At 67.0% G+C, this 21,024-nt stretch carries 17 protein-coding genes and 2 pseudogenes; 11 read left to right on the top strand and 8 right to left on the bottom strand.

Features of this window, described 5'->3' with window-relative positions; translation table 11 throughout:
• Positions 1-241: 241 nt before the first annotated feature.
• The gene (gene mobF, locus HDA39_RS00090) at positions 242-3,841 is read left to right on the top strand and encodes a MobF family relaxase (protein ID WP_184793197.1); all 3,600 of its coding nucleotides are present in this window, start codon (positions 242-244) and stop codon (positions 3,839-3,841) included.
• Between the two features lie 15 nt (positions 3,842-3,856).
• Positions 3,857-4,012: a hypothetical protein gene (locus tag HDA39_RS00085; protein WP_184793196.1), complete on the top strand. Its 156-nt coding sequence runs from the start codon at positions 3,857-3,859 to the stop codon at positions 4,010-4,012.
• 195 nt (positions 4,013-4,207) lie between these two features.
• Here HDA39_RS00085 and HDA39_RS41750 read toward each other — a convergent pair whose 3' ends face one another.
• The 7 genes and pseudogenes from HDA39_RS41750 to HDA39_RS00055 form a co-directional block, all read right to left on the bottom strand.
• A complete protein-coding gene (locus tag HDA39_RS41750; RefSeq protein WP_238356301.1) occupies positions 4,208-5,425 on the bottom strand; it encodes a MerR family transcriptional regulator in 1,218 nt (405 codons plus the stop codon).
• 115 nt (positions 5,426-5,540) lie between these two features.
• Entirely contained in the window at positions 5,541-5,645 is a 105-nt protein-coding gene (locus HDA39_RS42965; RefSeq protein ID WP_273481444.1) for a YnfA family protein, read from the bottom strand.
• An 80-nt stretch (positions 5,646-5,725) separates the two neighbouring features.
• Positions 5,726-5,875: pseudogene (locus HDA39_RS42960) on the bottom strand (hypothetical protein); the annotation flags it as partial.
• A 991-nt stretch (positions 5,876-6,866) separates the two neighbouring features.
• Entirely contained in the window at positions 6,867-7,556 is a 690-nt protein-coding gene (locus HDA39_RS42035; protein WP_238356300.1) for an MMPL family transporter, read from the bottom strand.
• Complete coding sequence (locus tag HDA39_RS00065; RefSeq protein ID WP_202892812.1) at positions 7,465-8,943, bottom strand: MMPL family transporter; 1,479 nt, start codon at positions 8,941-8,943, stop codon at positions 7,465-7,467. The genes HDA39_RS42035 and HDA39_RS00065 overlap by 92 nt, the downstream gene beginning before the upstream one ends.
• 101 nt (positions 8,944-9,044) lie before the next feature.
• Positions 9,045-9,584: a MarR family winged helix-turn-helix transcriptional regulator gene (locus HDA39_RS00060; protein ID WP_184793195.1), complete on the bottom strand. Its 540-nt coding sequence runs from the start codon at positions 9,582-9,584 to the stop codon at positions 9,045-9,047.
• A 1,133-nt stretch (positions 9,585-10,717) separates the two neighbouring features.
• A pseudogene (locus HDA39_RS00055) lies at positions 10,718-12,104 on the bottom strand (IS1380 family transposase).
• Positions 12,105-12,312: 208 nt separating this feature from the next.
• Here HDA39_RS00055 and HDA39_RS00050 point away from each other — a divergent pair.
• The 8 genes from HDA39_RS00050 (at position 12,313) to HDA39_RS00015 (ending at position 18,589) form a co-directional block, all read left to right on the top strand.
• On the top strand, positions 12,313-13,791 hold the full coding sequence (locus HDA39_RS00050) for a cryptochrome/photolyase family protein (protein WP_184793194.1): 1,479 nt from the start codon (positions 12,313-12,315) through the stop codon (positions 13,789-13,791).
• Positions 13,772-14,287 (top strand): 2'-5' RNA ligase family protein, encoded by a 516-nt coding sequence (locus tag HDA39_RS00045; protein ID WP_184793193.1) that lies wholly within the window; start codon positions 13,772-13,774, stop codon positions 14,285-14,287. The genes HDA39_RS00050 and HDA39_RS00045 overlap by 20 nt, the downstream gene beginning before the upstream one ends.
• Positions 14,288-14,428: 141 nt before the next feature.
• Positions 14,429-14,656: a hypervirulence associated TUDOR domain-containing protein gene (locus tag HDA39_RS00040; RefSeq protein ID WP_337925573.1), complete on the top strand. Its 228-nt coding sequence runs from the start codon at positions 14,429-14,431 to the stop codon at positions 14,654-14,656.
• Positions 14,653-14,985, top strand: coding sequence for a DUF3140 domain-containing protein (locus tag HDA39_RS00035; protein WP_184793192.1), 333 nt, complete (start codon positions 14,653-14,655; stop codon positions 14,983-14,985). The genes HDA39_RS00040 and HDA39_RS00035 overlap by 4 nt, the downstream gene beginning before the upstream one ends.
• 632 nt (positions 14,986-15,617) lie before the next feature.
• A complete protein-coding gene (locus HDA39_RS00030) occupies positions 15,618-16,448 on the top strand; it encodes a DUF4397 domain-containing protein (protein WP_184793191.1) in 831 nt (276 codons plus the stop codon).
• Positions 16,445-17,128, top strand: coding sequence for a sortase domain-containing protein (locus tag HDA39_RS00025; protein ID WP_184793190.1), 684 nt, complete (start codon positions 16,445-16,447; stop codon positions 17,126-17,128). The genes HDA39_RS00030 and HDA39_RS00025 overlap by 4 nt, the downstream gene beginning before the upstream one ends.
• Positions 17,129-17,196: 68 nt before the next feature.
• Positions 17,197-17,829, top strand: coding sequence for an RNA polymerase sigma factor (locus HDA39_RS00020; RefSeq protein ID WP_337925572.1), 633 nt, complete (start codon positions 17,197-17,199; stop codon positions 17,827-17,829).
• On the top strand, positions 17,813-18,589 hold the full coding sequence (locus HDA39_RS00015; protein WP_184793189.1) for an anti-sigma factor domain-containing protein: 777 nt from the start codon (positions 17,813-17,815) through the stop codon (positions 18,587-18,589). The genes HDA39_RS00020 and HDA39_RS00015 overlap by 17 nt, the downstream gene beginning before the upstream one ends.
• Here HDA39_RS00015 and HDA39_RS00010 read toward each other — a convergent pair.
• Positions 18,551-19,096: a MarR family transcriptional regulator gene (locus HDA39_RS00010; protein WP_184793188.1), complete on the bottom strand. Its 546-nt coding sequence runs from the start codon at positions 19,094-19,096 to the stop codon at positions 18,551-18,553. The genes HDA39_RS00015 and HDA39_RS00010 overlap by 39 nt on opposite strands.
• Before the next feature lie 70 nt (positions 19,097-19,166).
• Between HDA39_RS00010 and HDA39_RS00005 the strand changes: the two genes are divergently transcribed.
• On the top strand, positions 19,167-21,024 hold a 1,858-nt coding region (locus HDA39_RS00005), incomplete at its 3' end, for an MMPL family transporter (RefSeq protein WP_184793187.1).

The raw sequence follows: 21,024 nt of genomic DNA, 5'->3' as shown, positions 1-21,024 counted from the left end.
GGCGTCGACGGAAAGACATCGACTCGCCAGGTGGCCAGGCGGTTGACTCGCTGCGGCGCAACCTTCGGTATCTTCGCCGAGCGGTCATCTCTGCCGGGCTTGGTAGCCCGCTCTACCCAGCAGCGGATCTGCGTCTATTGCTTGAGGCAATCGACTCGATCGCGGCACAGGTCGACCGCCTGCAACTGCTGAACTCGCTCCTCCGCCAGGAGCTGCAGAACCGGACTTCTCGGTCGTCAGAGTGTTGAGTATCCACCGACTGAGTGCCGGCGACGGCTACAAGTACCTCATCAAGCACATCGCCGCCGCGGACGTCGACCGCCGGATGGCGACCCCTTTGACCGCGTACTACGTTGCCGACGGCTATCCACCAGGCCGATGGGCTGGTCGCGGCCTGCCCGGTCTCGGACAAGGACAGATCAAGGCCGGAGACGAAGTCACCGAGGAGCAGATGGCAGCGCTCTTCGGACGTGCGCAAGACCCCGTCGACGGCAAGCAACTCGGCCGGCCCTTTCGTGTCTACCGTTCCCTGGAAGAGAGGGTTCAATCTCGCATCGCCGACCTGCCCGCAGATCTCTCCGAGGCCGATCTAGCGGTAGCTATCACCGAAGTACGACGTACTGAAGCTCGCGTACGAGCCCGACAGGCGGTGGCCGGATTCGACATCACCTTCTCCCCCGCCAAGTCCGTATCCGCGCTCTGGGCAACAGCCGATGTCGGCGTGAAGGAGCAGGTCGCGGCCGCGCACTACGACGCCGTCCAAGACGTCCTCGACCTGATCCAAGACCAGGCCGTCTTCACCCGCACCGGCGACGGCGGCATCGCCCAGATCGATACCCGAGGCGTCATCGCGACCGCCTTCGACCACTGGGACACCCGAAGCGGCGATCCCCAACTCCACACCCATCTGGTCATCGCCAACCGGGTCCAGAGCAAGGACGGCCAGTGGAAAACGCTGGACGGCCGGGTCTTGTTCAGCTCCGCGGTCGCGATGTCGGAGATCCACAACGTCCTGCTCGCGGACGGCCTGACGCGCCGGCTGGGTGTGGACTGGGACCTTCGAGACCGCGGCGAGCAACGCAATCCCGGCTTCGAGATCACCGGAGTCCCCGACGATCTGCTGCGTGAATTCTCCTCGCGAACCGAACAGATCGAGTCGAACCTCGAGCTACTGCTCTCGCGACGCGCTAGCGCTCCTTCACGGCAAGAGATGTACGCGCTGAGGCAGCAGGCGACCCTGATGAACCGCCCACCCAAGCATCTCGCCAAGCCGCTCGCCGACCTGATGGTCGACTGGAGACGACGCGCAGATGTCGCTCTCGGCACCAACGCCAGAACCGCCCTTGCCGACTGCCTGACCGACGTCCCAGACCGTCTCCTGACGCACGCAGACCTCAGCCCAGAGACGCTGGACGCCTATGGCGCCACGGTCGTTCTCGCCCTTCAAGCGAGGCGCGCCACTTGGACCCGCTGGAACATCCTGGCCGAGGCCGCACGGCAGACCCGCCTCCTACGCCTCGCAACAACGAAGGACCGGCTGGACACCCTGGAGGCCATCGCCGACAGGGCAGAACACCACTCCATCAGCCTCACCCCCGGCGAAATCGTCAATCTGCCCGGCGAGCGCGTCGAAGGCGAGAGCATCTACCGGATCCACAACGGCGCGATCTTCACGTCCCCTGTCGTACTCGGCGCAGAGCGTCTGCTGCTGGACCTCGCCCAGGACCGGACCGGCCCGACCGCGTCGACAACGGTCGAAGGCGTCTCGGGATTGAGCACCGACCGACGCAAAGCTCTCACGCGACTGCTCGAGAGCGGGCAGCGCCTGGAAGCCCTCGTCGGACCGGCAGGTGCTGGCAAAACCAGCCTCCTCGCCGGACTCCGCAAAGCCTGGCAGACAACACACGGCCCGTCATCGGTCATCGGCATCGCGCCATCCAGCACAGCCGCCGACGTACTCTCGGGCAGTCTGGGCATCCCGACCGACAACCTCGCCAAATGGGTCCACGAAGCCGTCGGCCTCGGCGCCGAACAACGCAACCAACGCATCGCCAACCTCGAACGAGCAGCAAGAATCGCCGAACGCCTCCGCCGCAAACGCCGCCAGCAACGCATCCTCACCAGCCTCGCCGCACTCCGCGCCGAAGCCGACCGCTGGCGATTCCACCCCAACCAACTCGTCATCGTCGACGAAGCCTCCATGGCCGGCACCATGGAACTGGCTACCCTCGCCCGCGAGACCTCCAAGGCCGGAGCGAAACTCCTCCTGGTCGGCGACGACGCCCAGCTCAGTGCCGTCGACACCGGCGGCGCATTCCGCCTTGTCTCCATGGAAACTGAGGCTGCGAGTCTCCAGGAGGTCTGGCGATTCACCGACGACTGGGAACCCGACGCCAGCCTCGAACTCCGCGCAGGCGACCTCGGCGTCATCCAAACCTACGACGACCACAAACGGCTCACCGCCGGCACACCGGACGAAGGCGAGATCAACGCCTACCGCGCGTGGCTCTCAGACACCCGCAGCAGCCTCACGAGCCTCTTGATCGCCGCCGACAACGCCACCGTGATCCGCCTCAACGCCCGCGCCCGCTTGGACCGCATCACCGCCGGAGAGGTCGAACCCAACGGCCTCCCGCTCCACGACGGCAACCAAGCCGGCGTCGGCGACCGCATCGTCACCCGCCTCAACAATCGCCACCTCACCTACGGCAACAACAACTTCGTCCGCAACGGCAGCACCTGGAACGTCATACGCCGCTGGGCCGACGGCTCCCTAACCGTCGAAGACACCGACCACCAAACCATCACCCTGCCCGCGGCCTACGTCGCGAACTCCGTCGAACTCGCCTATGCCACCACCGTCCACCGAGCTCAAGGCATCACCGTCGACACAGCCCACCTCGTCGTCACCGAACGCATGACCCGCCCACTCCTCTACGTCGGCATGACCCGCGGCCGCAAGGCTAACAACGCCTACATCGCCACCCACGAACCGGCCGGCGATCTCCACGAACCACAGACCCGCGAAAGCATGTACGAGGTCCTGGCCACGGTCCTCGAACAAGAAGGCATCGAGAAGTCAGCCCACGAAACCATGCAGGGCGAACTCGACAACGCCACCAACCTCCGCCAACTAGTCCCCATCCACGAACATCTCTGTCAAATCGCCGCCGGGCAGCGCTACCGCGCCACCATCGACTCTTCCGCTCTCGACGCCAGCGCCCGCGCAGAACTGCGAGCCTCCTCCGCCTACGGCCCCCTCCTCGCCGCCCTGCGCCGAGCCGAAGCCGCCGGCCTCGACCCAAAGACGACTTTCCACAAAGCCGTAACCCAAGCCAACCTCGACAACGCCCGCGACCTCGCCGCCGTCCTCCACGCCCGAGTCGAACGCCTCGCAAGCCCAACCGACCACCGCCGAGCACAGCCCCAGCCACTCATCGCCGGGCTCGTCCGCCCAACAGCAACCATTACCGACCCGGCCTTCACCGCACCACTCCGCGAACTCGAAACCCTCATCTCCCAACGCGCCGATTGGCTGGTCGAACAGGCGGAACAGAAGGCCGCGCCCTGGCATGAGGCCCTGAAGGAGGGGCTGACCGGGCGAACACTCGAGGAGTTTCATGTGCTCGTCCGCGAGGTCGCCGCCTACCGCGAAAGGTACGGCGTACGCGGCGCCGAGCCGCTCGGCGCCGTACCACCAGCCCGCGAACTTGAGCAGTCACTGATCCGGTCTCGCCTCAGTGGCAAGCTCCGAGCCGCTGTCAACAGCACGGAGGATCTTCGCGCATATAGCGCACCGGAGATCGGACGCACATCCGCTGATGCACAGACGATCCTGTAGCTGGATAGTTGTCGGATGAGGCTCGAAGTGCTCAGTGTCCCGGATTGCCCGAATCTGCCGCCCTTACTGGAGCGGCTGGCTCAGGCCACCGATTTGCCGGTCGTCACTTGTGTGATCGACAGCGAAGCTGGCGCGGCACGGTTCGGCATGGGGGATCGCCCACGCTGCTGATCGACGGCGTCGACCCGTTCGCCTCGCCGGAGCAGTTTGCGCACGGAGTGTCGTGTCGGCTCTACCGCGACGATGATGGCCGGATTGCCTCAGCTCCGACGGCGGAACAGTTGCGCGGTGCAATCAGTGCGGCCGCCGGCCAGGACTGTTGCTGATGGATCCGGCGCAGAAGCCGGCTTGGTCGTAGCGCCTAGATCAGTCGCTTCGGAGTTCGGCGGCTGTGCGGGCGCCTTGGCTGTGGAGCCAGGTAATGAGGTCGGCGGCGCCGCTGCTGGCTGCGGTGTCGAGCGGGGTGTGAGGTTCCCAGCCGGGGATCCAGTTCAGGTCCGCGCCTTGGTCGAGCAGGTACTGGGCGGTGGCGAGTCTCCCGCCGTGGCAGGCGCTCCAGAACGCGTGGTTGATCGACTCAGGGCCTGGCGCCGGTACGGCCGTGCAGTGCTCTTCCACGCGATCGCTCAGGCCGAGGGTCGCGGCGGCTGACAGGTCGGTGCGCGCGCCGCGTTCGACTAGCCGGAAGGCGACCTTCCACTGCCGGAACCCGGTGGCGTCTTTCAGCGGTGACCCGCCACCGAGAACAGATCCCGGTGCCTCGATGTCGGCGCCGGCGTCGAGGAGCGCATCCAGGACGGCGACGTCGTCGCAGCTGGCGGCCCAGTGCAGTGGGGTCTCCTCGTGCGATCCGTGGAACCGGGTGTTCACGTCGGTGCCGGCCGCGACCAGCGCGGCGACGGTCGCGGCTCCGTTGGGGAAGTGTCCCGGCCAGTCGGTCACGATGTGCAGCAGCGAGCGCGACATCCCACCGGGCCCGTCTGTGCCCAGTCGGACCGTGGCCAGATCAGCATGTTCGGCCAGCAGTCGCTGCAGAGCGGCCTGGTCACCGGTGTGGATCGCGTCGACCACCGCGATCGCCAAAGGGTCTTCGGTGCTGATCGTCTTCATCACGGATCCGTCCAAACGGTAAGGCCACACAGAAGCGGCCGGGAGCAGGTCGACGAGCGCGAAGTCCGGATCCTGCAAGAACGCGACCGGGTCGTCGCACTGGCCGGTGACAGCGGCCCGGAGAGTGGCGCGCATCGCCGTCAGGTCGGTGATCTTCTGATCGAGCTCGACCATCTTGGCCTGCGCACGCGCCATCAACTCGCCCGCGGCTCCGGCACCGCAGCCGCGGGCCAGCGCGCGGATCAGGTCGGCGATCTCTTCCAGGGTGAACCCGAGTTGCTGGACGGCCTTGATCAGCCGCACCCGATCCACTGCCACCGCCGGGTAGCGCCGGTGACCGCCAGAGGTCTGGTCCGGGACATCGAGCAGGCCGCGCCGTTCGTAGTACCGCAGCGTTTCCACGTGGACGCCGGCAGCAGAAGCGACCTGGCTTGCCCGCAAGCGGTCGCCGTCACCTGCGTCTCTATCGATCATCGCGGCCACCAGCCCAGCCTAGATCCGTACCAAGGTACGGAATGCAACCTGGCCAGGGCGCCGACTCGAATCCTGGACTGAGTCTCGTGCTCGGCGCCGGTCGGTGGGTCGCTGGTCAAGCCGCGTTCCGTGGTGCGTACATGATCATGACGACCCCGACCAGGCAAATCGCAGCTCCAGCGAGGTCCCATCGGTCGGGTCGGAACCCGTCGACGAGCATTTCCCAGGCCAGGGAACGCCGACGAAGATCCCGCCGTACGCGGCGAGGATCCGGCCGAAGTTGGGTCCGGCTGGAAGGTGGCGACGAAGCCGTAGGCGCCCAGGGCAAGGACTCCGCCGGCGATCCCACAGGCCGCGGTGTTCGCGCCATCCCTGCCAGACCAGCCAGGCACCGCCGACCTCAGCGATGGCAGCCACGACGAACAGCGCGATGGATTTGATGACCGTCATGGGTCAGAACAAATCCACCGACGCATTGTCGGCCGTGCTCGCCTTGGTGGGCGCCGGGGCGGGTATGCCGAGATCGACCGGATCGGCCATTGTGGCGCAGCTGGCGCGGCGGCCTTTCAGCAGTACCAGACCATCCCCACGAGTGCGATCACCGCGATATGACCGCCTTTCCTCGCTTCAGCCCGGACCTGAGCGAGATCAGCGGTGGTCGTGAATCTGTTCATTGGTGAAGGTGACGAGACCTGGTCACTGCTGTCGTAGGACAGCTGCAACCGCGGCCTACCGAACTTGGCCATCGATCCGGAGCCGAACTGATGACGTAGATCCACCGTGATCATGGTCGATCTGCCTACCTTCACTTTGATTGAGCCAGTCCGCCCGGGGGAACGTCCAGATCGGGCAGTACGACGGGCATTACCTCGTCCGGACCACCGGCAGCGCGATACGTCCAAACCGAGTCGATCCGGGTCGAGTACTTCCGCTGCGGGCCTTCCGGCCGGGTGTCCAGGGTGGCCCGCTAGTCAGCCGCACCGGGCGATACTCGACTCGCGGACCTGCGTGAGGCTGCGTCGCCAGCAACTGGCCGTCCCGTCGAGCGTCAGCTCCGTGTTAGCGCTGCCGGGCCAGTCGAAGGACTCGCTTCGTGCCGTAGCGGATTCCGTTCGACCTGCATCTCACCGCGAACTGTCGCACTCCACTGAGACCTGTCGATGGCGCCGCCGGAAGACCACTGCTCTGGAGGTGACCTGCACACGATCGCCGGTGATCAACGTGAACCGATGCCTCGTTGCCGTCCGAGCGTCGGCACCATCGGATGGTGCCGACGCTAGGGCGGGAGCAGTACTTGGTGCCGCAGCAAGTACCGCACTTACTGACAGGGCTAGCCACGCGCGGAACAAGGGAGACCTCCCAGAGTGGAAACGTGCTTCATCTCCTTGACGGGATCAGGCCCCGGAACGTTCGGTACAAGCTTCAAAATTCAGAACTGGTTTCAGCGATGTCGTGAACTTCCGGGCCACCACCAGTTGAGTCGGCCGAACCATGCGACGAGTGCGGGGGTCAGCACCCCACGCACGATCGTGGCGTCGAGCGCGATGCCCACCGCCAACGTGGTGGCGAAAATCTTGACGTCGATCACCGGCACCGTGGACAGGGCGATGAACGCCAGGAACAGGATGAGAGCCGCTGAGCTGACTAAGCGACCGGTGTAGCTCAATCCGGCGATTGCGGCGTCGTCGGTCGAGCGACCCGCGTCGTGCTCTTCGCGGATCCGGGACAGGATGAACAGCTCGTAGTCCATCGACAGCCCGAACAGGAACGAGAACGCGGCCAGCGGCACCCAGAAGGTGATCGCTCCGCTCGCCTCCGCGCCGAAGAGGGCCTCGGCTCCGAATCCGTCCTGCCAGATCAGCACGGTGAGCCCGTAGGCGGCCCCGATCGAAACGACGTTCTGGACCAGGGCCTTGATGGGAAGCAATACCGACCGCAGGGCAATTGCCAGCAGCACCATGGTCACCAGGACGACCAGCAGCAGCACCCAGCCGATGTTCCCGCAAATGGCACTGACCGCGTCCGCATCCTCGGCCGCGCTACCGCCGACCACCGTGCCCGCGTTCTCCGCCGCAGCGCGGACCTGCTCGACGGTGTCCTTGCCTTCCGGTGTCGAAGGATCGGTGGACAGGAAGGCCGTGACGATCTGCTGCTCGCCGCGCTTCCAGGCCTCTCCGCCCGGCGCGGTGACGGCGGCCACCCCGGCAACTTGCCTCACTGCGTCGGTCGCCTCGGGCCCCTGCCGTGGTGAGGATCTCGACCGGCCGGAACACGCCGGCGCTGATGCCGGCATCGGTCGCCGCCCGGTACGCCTTCGACGACGGGTCGTCACCGGTGGAGATCGCGGTCAGTTCCGGAGAGCCCAGCCGCAAGCCAAGGGCCGGCGCGAACATCGCTGCCAGTGCGGCCACAGCCAGCAAGGTCGCGACGACTCGGTGTCGCACCACCACCGTTCCGATCCGCTTCCACAGCCGGCTTTCGGCTTGGTGCTGCTTGCGGCGCGGCCACTCCAGGCGGGGGCCGATACCGGCGAGGATCACCGGTAGCAGCGTCACCGCGACGGCCACGCTGACCAGCGGGATCAGCAGACCTCCGAAACCCACGCTGCGCAGGAAAGGAACAGGGACCACGACCAGCGCCAGAAGGGAGATCGCCACTGTCACACCGCTGAAGAGCACTGCGCGACCCGCCGTCGCCATCGCGGTAATCACTGCTTGGCGGTTCTCGACGCCTTGGCCGCGTTCCTCCCGCCAGCGCATGACCACCAAAAGTGCGTAGTCGATCGCCACGCCCAGTCCGATCAGACCGACCAGGTACTGGATGATGAACGAGACGTCGATGGCCGTCGAGAGTGCCAGGATTAGCAGGAACGTCGTGGCGATCGCCGCCACCGCCATCAGCAGCGGGACCAGCGCGAGGAATGATCCGAACACCAGTGCGAGCACCAGCAGTGCCCCGCCCGCACCGAACGCGATCTCCACGATGATGGGCCGATCCGAGCCACCGCCGGCCTCACGGAGAGCCTCGACGCCGGTCACCTGCAGTGGCTGGCCGGAGACTCGTACGTCGGCGAGCATCGAGGTCACCTGCGGAAGCGCGGCGGCGTACGCCGAAGGGCCTCCGACGATCGGGGGATAGACCAGCGCGACCGTCGTACGGCGGTCTTTGCTGGTCAGCGCCGCGCCGGCCTCGGCGTCACTGGCAGACAGGACTCGCCATCCCGGCTGCTGCAGGCGCTTCAGCGCCCCGGCGAACTCCGAACGCACTGCCGGGTCCTCGACGCTCGCCGGAGCGGGAACGCTCAGGACCACAGCCAGCGGATCGACGCTTCCGCCATTACCGAACTTCTCGAGGATCTGCTCGTTGGCCTCGTACGCCGGTTGGCCGGGCAGACCGAAATCGTAGGACAAACCGTCGATCGTCTTGGGCGCAAGCAGCCCGCCGACGACCGTCACCACGATCCAGCCGACCACGACTAGCCACCGCAGTCGTAGTACTCCAGCAGTCCACCACCGCATGAGACTCACCCCAAAGAATCAGGAACCTGATACATGGAGAGTACGGCATTGACAAACGTTCACAAACCACTGGCCGAGACGCCGCCCGCTTGTCCGGGTCGTCAGGCTTTACTCCGCTGCGCAGCGATGAGTTTGTGCAGCAGCCCGTTGAGAATGCGGGCTTCTTCGGGGTCGAGCCCGAGCGAGGCGGGGTCGTTGAACTCCCGAACGGCTGCGCCGACCCTGGCAAGAGTGGCGCTCCCCTCCTCCGTCAGAGTGACCGGCACCGCGCGCCCCCGCCCTCCCGGACCGTGGCGCATCAGGAGGCCGCGATCGACCAGAGTGCCGGTCAACTCCCCCATGGACTGCGGGCGGATCAGCACCCGGCGCGCGAGTTCGGCTTGAGTCAGTCCAGGACTCACGGCCAACTGCGCCAGTACTCCGAATTGCACGGGCGTCATCCGCTGCGCCGAGAACAACTCGGTAAACCCCTGCGCCACCCCGTGATACGCCTGCACCAGCGTCCACGCGGGCAGGCTCGCCAGGGTGTCCGCGGTCCATTCCGGCTCAGTCACGCGGTTGATATTATCAGGGACCTTCTTCTCGGGTACGATCTGCCATTCCGCGGCGCAGGAGAGGAAATCGCCTGACGAGATGGCCAACTGGTTCCGGAACGCCCTTGCCGCTGCGCTCGTTCGCCGCAGGCACGTCCACCCCGACTTACAACCGTTGAAGACTGCGCTGTCCGGCGTACGGCTCGTCCGGTCCGGGAGAAGTCAAACATGGCACGCGCGAGTTTCTTCCCGGCCTCGTGGCCAGTTGCGTGTTCGCGAAAGTAGCTGTCAGACCTGCCCGGAATCTCTTGCACGTGGGCCTGGACCGAGACAGAGACCCGACCCAGGCAACCTGCTGAGGTGAGTCCTATCTTCCTTGGGTCAGCCGTCTCCCGCGGCTTCAGGCCGATGATTGGTCCGGGCGCATCCGGTTCGTGAGTTCGCATTCCCGGAGTCGCCCGAACGCCTTCGGTCGATGTCTATGCACGGCTGGAACTCAAGGGTCTGGAAGAGATCGACACGGCCAGAGATCAACTGGAATGGGCTGAGGAGGAATCGTCAAAGCCCAGCTCCGGCATCCCGCAGCGGCTAACGACCTTTCGACGCCTTCAGCCTGCTCAAACCAACCCACGAGCGAATGCAGTACGAACCCGTCGTCCGAGCCACTGTCTCGAGCTGCTTGATCGCGTCGCTCCCGGCACCGATACCCGAACCGCCACCGCAACAGAGATCTACTGCGCCTGCAGTACAGCCGGCACCCGCGGGCCACTCACCAACACCGCAGCCACGGCGGCCGCGTTCGCCACCCATGACCTGATCTCGGTCAAGGAAGTGTGGCGCTCTTTCCCGTACTTTATCCAGACCCGACATCGCGTACGCACGCCTCGTCGTACATACGCCATACCTACTTTCGCCCAAGAGCGACGGATCCGACTGATCGATGCTGACCGCAACGACTCCCACCCGTTGCTCAATCCGTGGGCCCTGGACATCAACAAGGGCAACGGGCAATTGCCCACGGCATCTGGCTGGTACTGCGACCGCTGAACATCTGACAGGTGCCCCAGCAACCGGATCTTGCGTTAGCCTCGATCTTTCATGGGGTTCCGGCGTGTCGCTTACTGCTGGTGTTTGGGTGGTTCGGGGGCCTGTTGGCTGGTTGGTGGCGTGGGTCGGGCCCGGCTGTCGCGTCGGGTGGGCGGGCTCCGAAGGTCCTTGGGTTGTTGGGATAGGGGCTGTGGCTAGGTGGCTGGCCAGGGAGCGGTGCGGAGCCGGTCGAATGCGGTGGCGAGTTGGTGTGCCCAGGGCCAGTCGGTGTCGAGTCGCAGATATCGGCCGCGGGCGGTGCGGACGAGTAGTCCAGCGGTGTGGAGGATCTGGTAGCGGTAGGTGGCTGGTTCGGTGCGGGCGAGGGTGCCGGTGAAGCAGAGTGCTTGGGACCAGGTGAGTAGGTCGGCGGCGGTGAGTGCGAGTTCGAGCCAGCAGGCGTTGGCTGTGTAGGCGTGGAAGGGCAGGTTCCTGAGGCCGGTGTCTTTGCCGGTGCGGATCCGGTCCTCGACGCGGGCGTGGGCGCGGTGCTCCATTTCCAGGTCGGGGAGTTGACCGCTGGGGGTGTCGGTGAGGAAGGCGGTGAACCGGTGGCCGTCGATGTCGGTGAAGGTGAGTTGGGCGCCGGGGTGGGGGCGTTCTAAGCGGGGCGATGACCCGGGAACCGGTTGGCCAGTTGTCGAGGTTGAGCAGCCCCGTCAGTTCGGCGACCCAGGCGCCGCGGCGGGGTTGCCCGTCGGCGTTGTAGGCCTGTTGCCAGGCGTGTTTCGGGGTGGCCAGGATCGCTTGCTGCAGGTTCTCGTCGACGGCGAATCCCAGCGAGAACCCGATCCCGTGTTTGCGGAGCGTGGCGGCGAACACGTGGGTGGCGCCGGCGGAATCAGCACTGGCCATCACGGTGGGTCCATCGACCGCCCCGGGCTGTGGCTGGCATGGCCGGGCGTTCCCGGGTAGCGCGGCGATCGCCAGGTTCAGCACCGTCACGTGGTCGGCGGCGGTATTACTGCCGGCGTTGCCCGGCCGCAGCAGCCCGGCCAGCGCCTCTCCACCCGACACGTCGGGCCGGTCCAGGTAACACAGCAACGGGTGGAAGCCGTAGCCCTTCTTCCAGGTGGGTGCGGCGTTCTCCTTGTCCGAGTGCGCGGTCAGCAGGGTCGCGTCGAAGTGCAGCCACAACTGCTCGGACAGGTCCGGGCCTGCGCCGGCCGCCCAGGCCCGCTCCCGGGCTGTTGCGCGCGCGGCCCGCAACAGGTCCAGTTTGACCTCATCGACCTTGTCGACCACCCGCCACGCGGTCGGGTCGGAGGCGACCAGCCCGAACAGCTTCGGCTGATCCCGCAACGTCCGCAGATGCCGCAACGCGTCACCGCCGTCGGCGATCGATACCGCGACATCGACCAGCACCTGGCCCGGCGCATGCAGCGGCGGTAACCGGTAAGTGTCCAGCAGCGCCGCTGTCCATCCGTCCACCAGCCCGGTCTGAGCCGCCAGCTCCCGCAGCAGCGAGGTCCCGGCGTGCGACACGGTGCCCTTACCATCCGCCGACACCTTGAACGGGGCCTTGCCCTTGTTACGCTTCACTCGAGAGTGCCTTCCTGTCCGGGATCATTGAGTCTTCGCAAACCCAATTTTCCCTTACAGACAAGGCACTCTCGCCTCTTCACATCACGTGTCGCACCAATTTCCGTGAAACGCCGAGGTTAGGGTCTCCGGTCGTCCGCCTTGAGTGGTGCAAGGACCGAGACGGGAGCGTGAAGCGGCAGCGCTGTGCATTGGGTACCGTCCAGCCATGAAGCGTCGATGGTTGTTCGCGGATCAGCTCGGTCCACACTTCCTGGACCACTGTGACCAGCCGGTACTGCTGATCGAGTCCAGAGCGGTCTTCGCCCGGAAGACGTTCCACCGTCAGAAGGCCCATCTGGTGCTGTCCGCGTTACGGCACCGCGCGGCCGAACTCGGCGACCAGGTCCGGTTCGAACGCGCGGACACCTACCGGGAGGCGCTCGAACGGGTCCGCGGCGAGCTCAGCGTCTGCGCGCCGACGACGTACGCCGCGGACCGGTTCGTCCGTGGCCTCGAGCGCGTCGAGGTCCTCGCGGCGCGGGGGTTCTCCACCAGCCGCGAGGACTTCGAGGACTGGGCCGGCCGGCGCGGCGCGAAGCGGCTGCTGATGGAGGACTTCTACCGCGAGGCCCGCGTCCGGCTCGACGTCCTGATGGACGGTTCGAACCCGGCCGGCGGCCGCTGGAACTTCGATCACGACAACCGCGAAGCACCTCCGAAGCAACCGAGGCTCGGTACGGCGGAACCGTGGTGGCCCACCGAGGACGAGATCGACGAGGAGGTCCGCGCCGATCTCGACCGCTGGCAGCGCGACGGTGACGTCAGCTTCGTCGGCGACGACGGTCCTCGTCGGTTCGCGGTGACCCGCCGGGAGGCGTTGCACGCCCTGCGCGACTTCGTCGAGCACCGCCTGCCGGGCTTCGGTCCGCACGAGGACGCGATGCTCACCGCGGACGACTGGATGGCCCACTCGTTGCTGTCGGCACCGATCAACCTCGGCCTGCTCGACCCGGTGGAGGTCGTCGAGCGCGCCGAGGACGCCTACCGCACCGGCGACGCGCCACTGGCCTCGGTCGAGGGGTTCGTCCGCCAGCTGATCGGCTGGCGCGACTACATGTGGCACCTGTACTGGCACTTCGGCGACGACTACCGCCGCAGCAACAAGCTGCAGGCCCGCCGGCAACTCCCCGACTGGTTCACCGACCTCGACGCCGGCGGCGCCGTCGAGGCCCGCTGCCTGTCCGAGGTCCTGCGTGGCGTCCGCGAACACGGCTGGGTCCACCACATCCCCCGGCTCATGGTGCTCGGCAACTACGCCATGCAACGCGGCTGGCGCCCCGACCAGGTCACCGACTGGTTCCACCGCTGCTTCGTCGACGGCTACGACTGGGTGATGGTCGCCAACGTCGTCGGCATGTCCCAGTACGCCGACGGCGGCCTGCTCGCCACCAAGCCGTACGCCGCCGGCGGCGCCTACATCGACAAGATGAGCGACTACTGCGGCGACTGCCGCTACAACCCCCGCCTCCGCATCGGCCCCGACGCCTGCCCCTTCACCGCCGGCTACTGGTGGTTCCTCGACCGCAACGCCGACCGCCTCCAGGGCAACCAACGCATCGCCCGGCAACTCACCGCCCGCACCCGCCTCAAGGACCTGCCCGAACTCGTTGATCAAGAGGAGAGCCGTGGAAGCACCGCCCCGTGATCCCCCACTGGTCGTCACCCTGCGCCTCGACGAGTACAGCACGGCGATCTTCGACGAGTTACGGCGACAGCACTACCCGGCTCGACTCAATCGAGTCGGAGCCCATCTCACCCTCTTCCACCGGCTACCGGCCGAACGCTCTGCCGACATCCTCGCCGATCTTTGCGAACTACGTCCGTCGCCGTTCGACGTCGCCTTCAGCCATTCGCGATTTCTGGGGCGTGGAGTTGCGGTCGACGTCCGGTCGCCGTACCTGGACGGACTCCATCGCAAACTGGCCCGGCGCTGGTGGAACTGGCTCATCCCGCAGGACCAGCAGCCTTTCCGGCCGCACATCACCGTTCAGAACAAGGTGAACCCTGCGATCGCCCGGCAGCTCCACATCCAGCTCAATCGCACGCAGCACTGGCCGACAGCGCTGGCGACCGGATGGTCGGTCTGGAACTACCTGGGCGGTCCCTGGACCCTCTTCGAGGACATCGAGTTCGGCGACTGAACGACTGATCAGGCCGACTCGCGGACGATCAGGGTGGCCGGTACAACCAGCCGGCTGCCTGCCTGCCTGGGACACCAACCGATTGTCCGTAGTTCGAGCGGGTACCGATGGTTTCACTGATCATCGACAAAAGGTGGAATCGTGAGCGGGCAAACCTTCAGCAAGGGCGATGTCGTCGAGTGGGACAGCCACGGCGGAACAGCGCACGGCACGGTCGAGCGCAAGATCACCGAGCGAACCCAGGCGGGAGGGCGGACGGTGGACGCGTCACCTGAGGAGCCGCAGTACCTGGTTCGTAGTGACAAGTCCGGCAACACCGCAGTTCACAAGCCGTCGGCGTTGCGCCGGGGAGGGAACAAGTCCTCGTGACCGAGGACGAGGACGAAACGTATCGCGAGTTCCGGGACGTGGTGAACATGAGTCCGCAGCAGCTGGACAAATGGCTGAATGCCGATGATTCCAAGCGCGTCGGCCAGAAGGCCAGCGACGGCTCGGAGTCGGTTGGTCATCGCAGTGGTCGGCGAATCATCGAACTTCTCGGTACCCACAAGGCCGATCTCAGCGACAGCGACTACGCACATATGCGCCAGGTCGTTGGCTACGTCCACCGCCACACCAAGCAGCGTCCCTCCGGCGACGTCTCGAACACCGACTGGCGCTACTCCTTGATGAACTGGGGTCACGATCCGGTCGCCTGATCTCGCGTCAGCCCAGCTCCGCGGATCTCATCCATCGCTGTCCGTGGGCGCGAAGCCGATGCGGATCGACGCGTGGTCGAATGTCGTCGGCAAACGTGATGGGGTGAGGATGTCGCGCGTCCGCGAGCCCCCGGCGAGGGCGTAGCGCGACAGCGCACGGCTAGCCGCCGCGCTGGTAATCAGTAGGACGACTTGCGACCTGGGCAGACTGCCGGTCCAGCACTGAAAGGGAGCAGCGGCCAGTCGCCGTCCGAGCGCTCATCCAGTCAGATGTCGCGGAGGAAGCTGTCGGCGTAGTCGAGCGTCTCGATGGAAGACCGAGCTGACGATGGCGAACTGATTGCTGGCTGGAGCGATCCGCCCCCTCCGCGCCGTCTCGCGCCGAGCTTCCCGCAGGACGATCAGCATGGTCGGCCACAGGCGTAGCGGCTCCTCCACAGCGGCGCCCGTATTCGCGAGCAACGGCAACGGGCAACATGCTGCGCCTCCTCGGACGCCCTGCGCGGACGAATGTTCAGCACGACTGCTCGCACAAGGCTCTGAGTCGGCCAGTTTCGCGCTGTTCGGCGCATCCATTCAAGGGGTTGGACCGGAAGAGAGGTACAAGAACACCCATTCCGTAGGAGGGTTCCATGTCAATCCGTCGAGTCACTGCTCTGGTCGCCACCAGCCTGCTGGCGGCCGGGGTCCCTGTGGCCGCCGCAGGAAGTGCGCAGGCCAAGCCGACCGCCAATGCCACGGTGTCGGTGCTGCACGCGGTGCCCGGTCCGACCGTCGACGTCTATGCCAACGGCAAGGCGCTGCTGACGGACTTCAAGCCCGGCACGCTCACCGACCCGGTCAAGCTGCCCGAAGGCACCTACGACCTCAAAGTGACCGCGGCCGGTGCCGGTGCGGGCGGCGCGGCCGTCATCCAGGCGAACAACGTCGAGGTCCCCGGTGGCGCCAACATCACCGTCGTCGCCCACCTGAGCGCGGCCGGCAAGCCGGTCCTCACGCCGTACGTGAACGACACGTCGAAGCTCGGCGCCGGCAAGGCCCGGGTGACCGTTCGGCACGACGCCGCGGCGCCCGCCGTCGACGTCCGCGCCGGTGGCGAGCCGGTCTTCAAGGGGCTGACGAACCCCAAGGAGGCGAAGGCCGATCTGCCGGCCGGCACGGTCAAGGCCGACGTCACGCTCGCCGGTACGTCGACCGTCGCGATCGGCCCCGCCGACCTGAACCTCAAGGAAGGCACGAACACGATCGTGTACGCCTGGGGCAGCGCGTCCGGCAAGAACCTGAAGCTCGCCGTCCAGACCATCTCCGGGCTGCACGGCAACCCGAGCGGCATCCCGGGCGGCACCGGCGGTCAGGCCGCCGAGATCGGTGTCCCGGTGTGGCTGATGGGTGCGCTCGGACTGGTTGCCCTCGGTGTCCTCGCGACCGGTACGGCGGCAGTTCGGGGGCGTGCGCGGTCGTGATTCGCGTTCGTGGTGCGGCCATCCTCGCGATGGCCGCACTGGCCGCCCCGCTGCTGATCGGCTGCGGAACTTCCGACTCAGGCGCGACGGCTGCCCCGAACGAGCGGGCGGAGTCCTCCGGACCGGCGGTGGGAGATTCACCCCCCAGCCCTCGCCCGTCCGCGACCCCGTCCGCTCCCCGCAGTCCCTCGGGCATCGGCACGAAGGCAGCCCAGCTGCCGACGCTCACCGAGGGTCCTCAGCCCAACCGCCTGCAGATCGGCTCAGCCGATCTCGACATCCCGGTACTCGCCGTGGGCGTCGCGAAGGACGGGCAGATGGAGCTCCCCCCGAACCCGAACACCATCGGCTGGTACCGGTTCGGTCCCGCACCCGGCGACCAGCGCGGCTCGGTAGTACTCGGGGGCCATCTCGACAGCAAGGAGTTCGGCAAGGGACCTCTCGTCCGGCTCAGCAAACTCGAGCCCGGGGACTCGATCACCGTCCGGTCGAGCAACAACTCCGTCGCGACCTACCGGGTGGAGAAGGTGGAAGATGTCCGCAAGACCGCACTGGCCCTCGGCCAGGTCTTCGACCGCGGCAGCGAACCCCGGCTGCGGATCGTCACCTGCGGTGGGCCCTACGACCGCAACGGAGGTGGTTACCGCGACAACCTGGTCGTCACCGCCGTACCAGTCTGAACGCAAAAGATCGAGCCCCCGTTGGCAGGAGTCAGGGCAACAGTGAACCCAGTGCACAGGCGGTCCCGGTGACCTTTCGCTCGAACGGACGGCACTCGCCCACGGAGTTCGCTAGAGTTCCGGCCGTGAGCACAAGTGCCGCGGGTTCACCTTCGCCGAGTGACATCGCGAAGGCCTTCGCGGAGGGTCGCGAGGAGAGTCTCGCCGATGCCTACCGGCAATGGTCGGCCCTGGTGTTCACCCTTGCGTTCAAAGCGCTCGGCAACCGCACCGACGCCGAGGACATCACCCAGCAGGTCTTCGTCTCGGCCTGGCGGAGCCGCGCGACGTTCGATCCCGCGACCGGCCAGTTCGGCGCCTGGTTGACCGGAATCACACGGCACCGGATCGCCGACCGGATGTCCGCCCGAAGTCGCGACCACCGCAACACCGAAGCCGCCGCGGCGCTCGTGAACAGCGAGGCCGCGGCGGACCAGGTCGATCAGGACACGGTGGATCGGGTCCTGCTCGCCGACGAACTGGCCAAGATCGATGACCCACGACGAACCATCCTTTGGCTCGCCTTCTACGAAGACCAGGCATATCCGCAGATCGCCGACCAACTGGCCCTGCCGCTCGGCACCGTCAAGAGTCACGTACGGCGGGGCCTGCTGCAACTGCGCGACCGACTGAAGGAGGTGAAGGGTGACGACGCATCTTGAGGACGAGCAGCTCGCCCAGTGGGTCCTCGACGACCAGACACCGGACACCGCCGCCGCCACTCATCTCCAGCTCTGCGCCCGGTGCCGCGAGAGCTATGCGGAGCTGCAGGAGATCGCCCGGCTCAGCAAGCGGCTGCCTCGGCTCGAGCAGCCACCGAGCGAGCTGTGGGGTCAGATCAACGCCGAGCTGGGCCTGGAGACCGGACCGGTTCCTGGCACCGACCTTCGCGAGGACGGACAGCAGGAACCGACTGCGCTCCGTCCGGCTTCGCCCGAGCGCACGAACCCGTCGCCCGCAGGGCATCCCGAGGTCCGGCGCTTTCGGTGGAGGGCCTTGGCTGTCGCCGCGACGGTCGCTGCCGTCCTGGGAGCCGGCGCCGGGGTTGCCGGCACGCTGCTGGCAACCCGTGACGACACCAAAGCCCCAGTGGCCGAGACCATGATCAGGCTGACGCCAGTCGCCGGCCAGTCCGGCGACGGCAACGCCGACCTGATCCAGGAGAACAGCGGCGACCGCCTCAAGGTCGAAGCTTCGGGGCTGGGCGCCGGTCAGGGCTTCTACGAGGTCTGGATGATCAACGAAGACGGCAAGCGAATGGTCTCGCTCGGCGTCCTCAATCCGCAGACCGGTGGGACCTTCACGATCCCCCAGGACCTGACCCAGCAGGGCTATCGGATCGTCGACATCTCACTGGAGCCGAACGACGGCAATCCCGAACATTCACGCGCCAGCATCATCCGGGGAACGCTTCCCGGCTGAGGCCGGCCGCGGACGATGCCGCATCTCGTCGTCGAGCTCTTCCCGATAAGCCCGGTACGACGCGATGGTGGCCGCGAGGTAACGCTTCACGACGTCCAGGTCCTCTCGCGTGAACGCCGCGGTGGCCGCCCGGTGGTGGCGTCCCAGTGGGGTGAAGAACTGACCGGCGAGCTCCAGCCCCGGCTCGGCGTACCGGACGATGACCCGGCGACGGTCGGTAGGGTCGCGCTCCCGGCGGACATGACCGTCGCGTTCGAGACGGTCCAGCAAGGTGGTGACGGTCCCGGTCGTCAGGCCGAGCTCGGCGGCCAGGGCGCCCGCGGTCATCGGCGTCTCGGCGGGCGCGACCAGGATCCGGATCAGGGCCTCGACATCGGTGCCGTGGATCCCGTGGCGCTGAGCGAAGGCGTGACCGATCCGCTGGCCCTCGGCCACGAGCGTCTGGACCAGACCGACGAGTTCGTCCCGTCCACCGGCGGCCTCAGCACCCGGCTTGCCTTCAGTCACTCCATCTCCTAATGTCTTGATTGCCAAGATACTCGTTTATCGAGTCTTCAGCAGCTGCCGAGGAGTTCCCGTGCCAGGTTCAGGCTTCTTCCTGCGATCCCGACGCGTCGCCGCCCTGTTGGTGCTGGGCGGCTTGGCGCTGGCTACGCTAACCCTCCTGAGTCCCGCCGCGGAGGAGGCCGAGCCCAGATCCGCGACCGGTCTGTCCACCTCGGCCGCCGAATCGGCGCAGGCCCAGCAGTTGCGCGAGCAACTTCCAGGCGCCGACCAGTCCTCGGCCCTGATCGTCTTCAGCCGGCCGGACCAGGGCGTGCTGACCGCGGCGGACCAGGCCGCCTCCCGCGAAGCGTCCGCCGCGGCCGGCGTCAAAGTACCGGTGCAGCTCTCCGAGGACCGGAAGGTCGGGCTCGCGGTCCTGCCGTTGCCCGGCGGCGATGACGAGCAGCTGTCCAAGACAGTGGACAAGCTCCGTGACGATCTCAAGAGCCTGCCCGACGGGCTGCAGGCCTCGGTGACCGGCCCGGCGGCCTTCACCACGGACCTCACCAGAGTCTTCGACGGTGCGGACACGCGCCTCATCCTGGTGACGGCCTGTGTGGTGGCGGTACTCCTACTCCTCACCTACCGCAGTCCCGGCCTGGTTCTGATCCCGTTGGTCGTGGTCGCTCTCACCGAGCAGGTCACCACCGGGCTTTCGGAGCAGCTACTCTCCCGGCTCGGCATCCCCGGCGGCGGACAGGTGTCCGGGATCGTCAGCGTGCTGGTCTTCGGCGCGGCGACCGACTACGCGCTGCTGCTGATCGCGCGCTACCGGGAGGTCTTGCGGGCCGAAGAGCGCCCCTTGGAAGCGATGCGGATCGCCGTACGGCGAGTGGCCGAGCCGATCCTGGCCAGTGGCGGAACCGTCGTCTGTGCGCTGGCCCTGCTGCTGCTCGCCAGCACCGAGACCCTGCAGGGAATTGCCATCGGCTGCATCATCGGCATCGTCCTGGCGATCGTCTCGAGCCTGATCGTGCTGCCCGCGGCGCTGGTGCTGTTCGGCCGCAGGATCTTCTGGCCGTTCGTTCCCCGGGTCGGCGATCCGGCGACCGAGGGCAAGGTCTGGGGACGGCTCGGCGTTCTGGTGGCTCGACGGCCCGCGATCGTCCTCACGGTGGCCGGCCTCCTGCTGGCCGGCATGGCCGCCGGGACCTTCGGCGTCCGCACCGGCCTGGCCCAGAACGACCAGTTCCGGGTCGAGCCCGAAGCTGTCAGCGGCGCCAAGATCCTCGCCGAAGCCTTCCCGGCCGGCGCCACCGAGCCGATCACGGTGATCGGCCCGGTCGACGACGCGGAGGCAATCGCCCAGACCATCCAGCAGGTCGACGGAGTCGCCGAGGTCCGGCCCGGCGGCCGCAACAGCCAACTGGCCGAGTACGACGTGATCCTGTCGTCCGAGCCCGGCACCGAAGCCTCGATCTCCGTGGTCCGGAACCTTCGCAGTCAACTCGACCAGGTCAGCGACCAGGTCCTGGTCGGTGGCGGGCCGGCCGAAAGCCTCGACGTCCAGGAAGCCGACCAGCGTGACCGGCTGCTCATCATGCCGCTGATCCTGCTCCTGGTCGGCGCCGTGCTGGTCGCCGTACTGCGATCCGTCCTCGCGCCGATCCTCCTGCTGCTGACCGTGGTCGTGTCCTTCTTCGCCAGCTTCGGCGCGAGCTGGCTGGTGTTCGACCACCTGCTGAACTTCCCGGCGCTCGACGGCTCGGTCATCCTGCTGTCGTTCCTCTTCCTGGTCGCCCTCGGCGTCGACTACAACATCTTCCTCAGCACCCGCGCGCGGGAAGAAGCCCGCACCGACGGCACCCGGCAAGGCATGGCCACCGCGCTGCGCGTGACCGGCGGAGTCATCACCAGCGCGGGTCTACTGCTCGCCGCCGTCTTCGCCG

It is taken from the genome of Kribbella italica, assembly GCF_014205135.1.
In the GTDB taxonomy this organism is placed as follows: Bacteria; Actinomycetota; Actinomycetes; order Propionibacteriales; family Kribbellaceae; genus Kribbella; species Kribbella italica.
The sequence above is the reverse complement of the archived record's forward strand: the minus strand, read 5'-3'. Positions and strand labels throughout refer to the sequence as shown.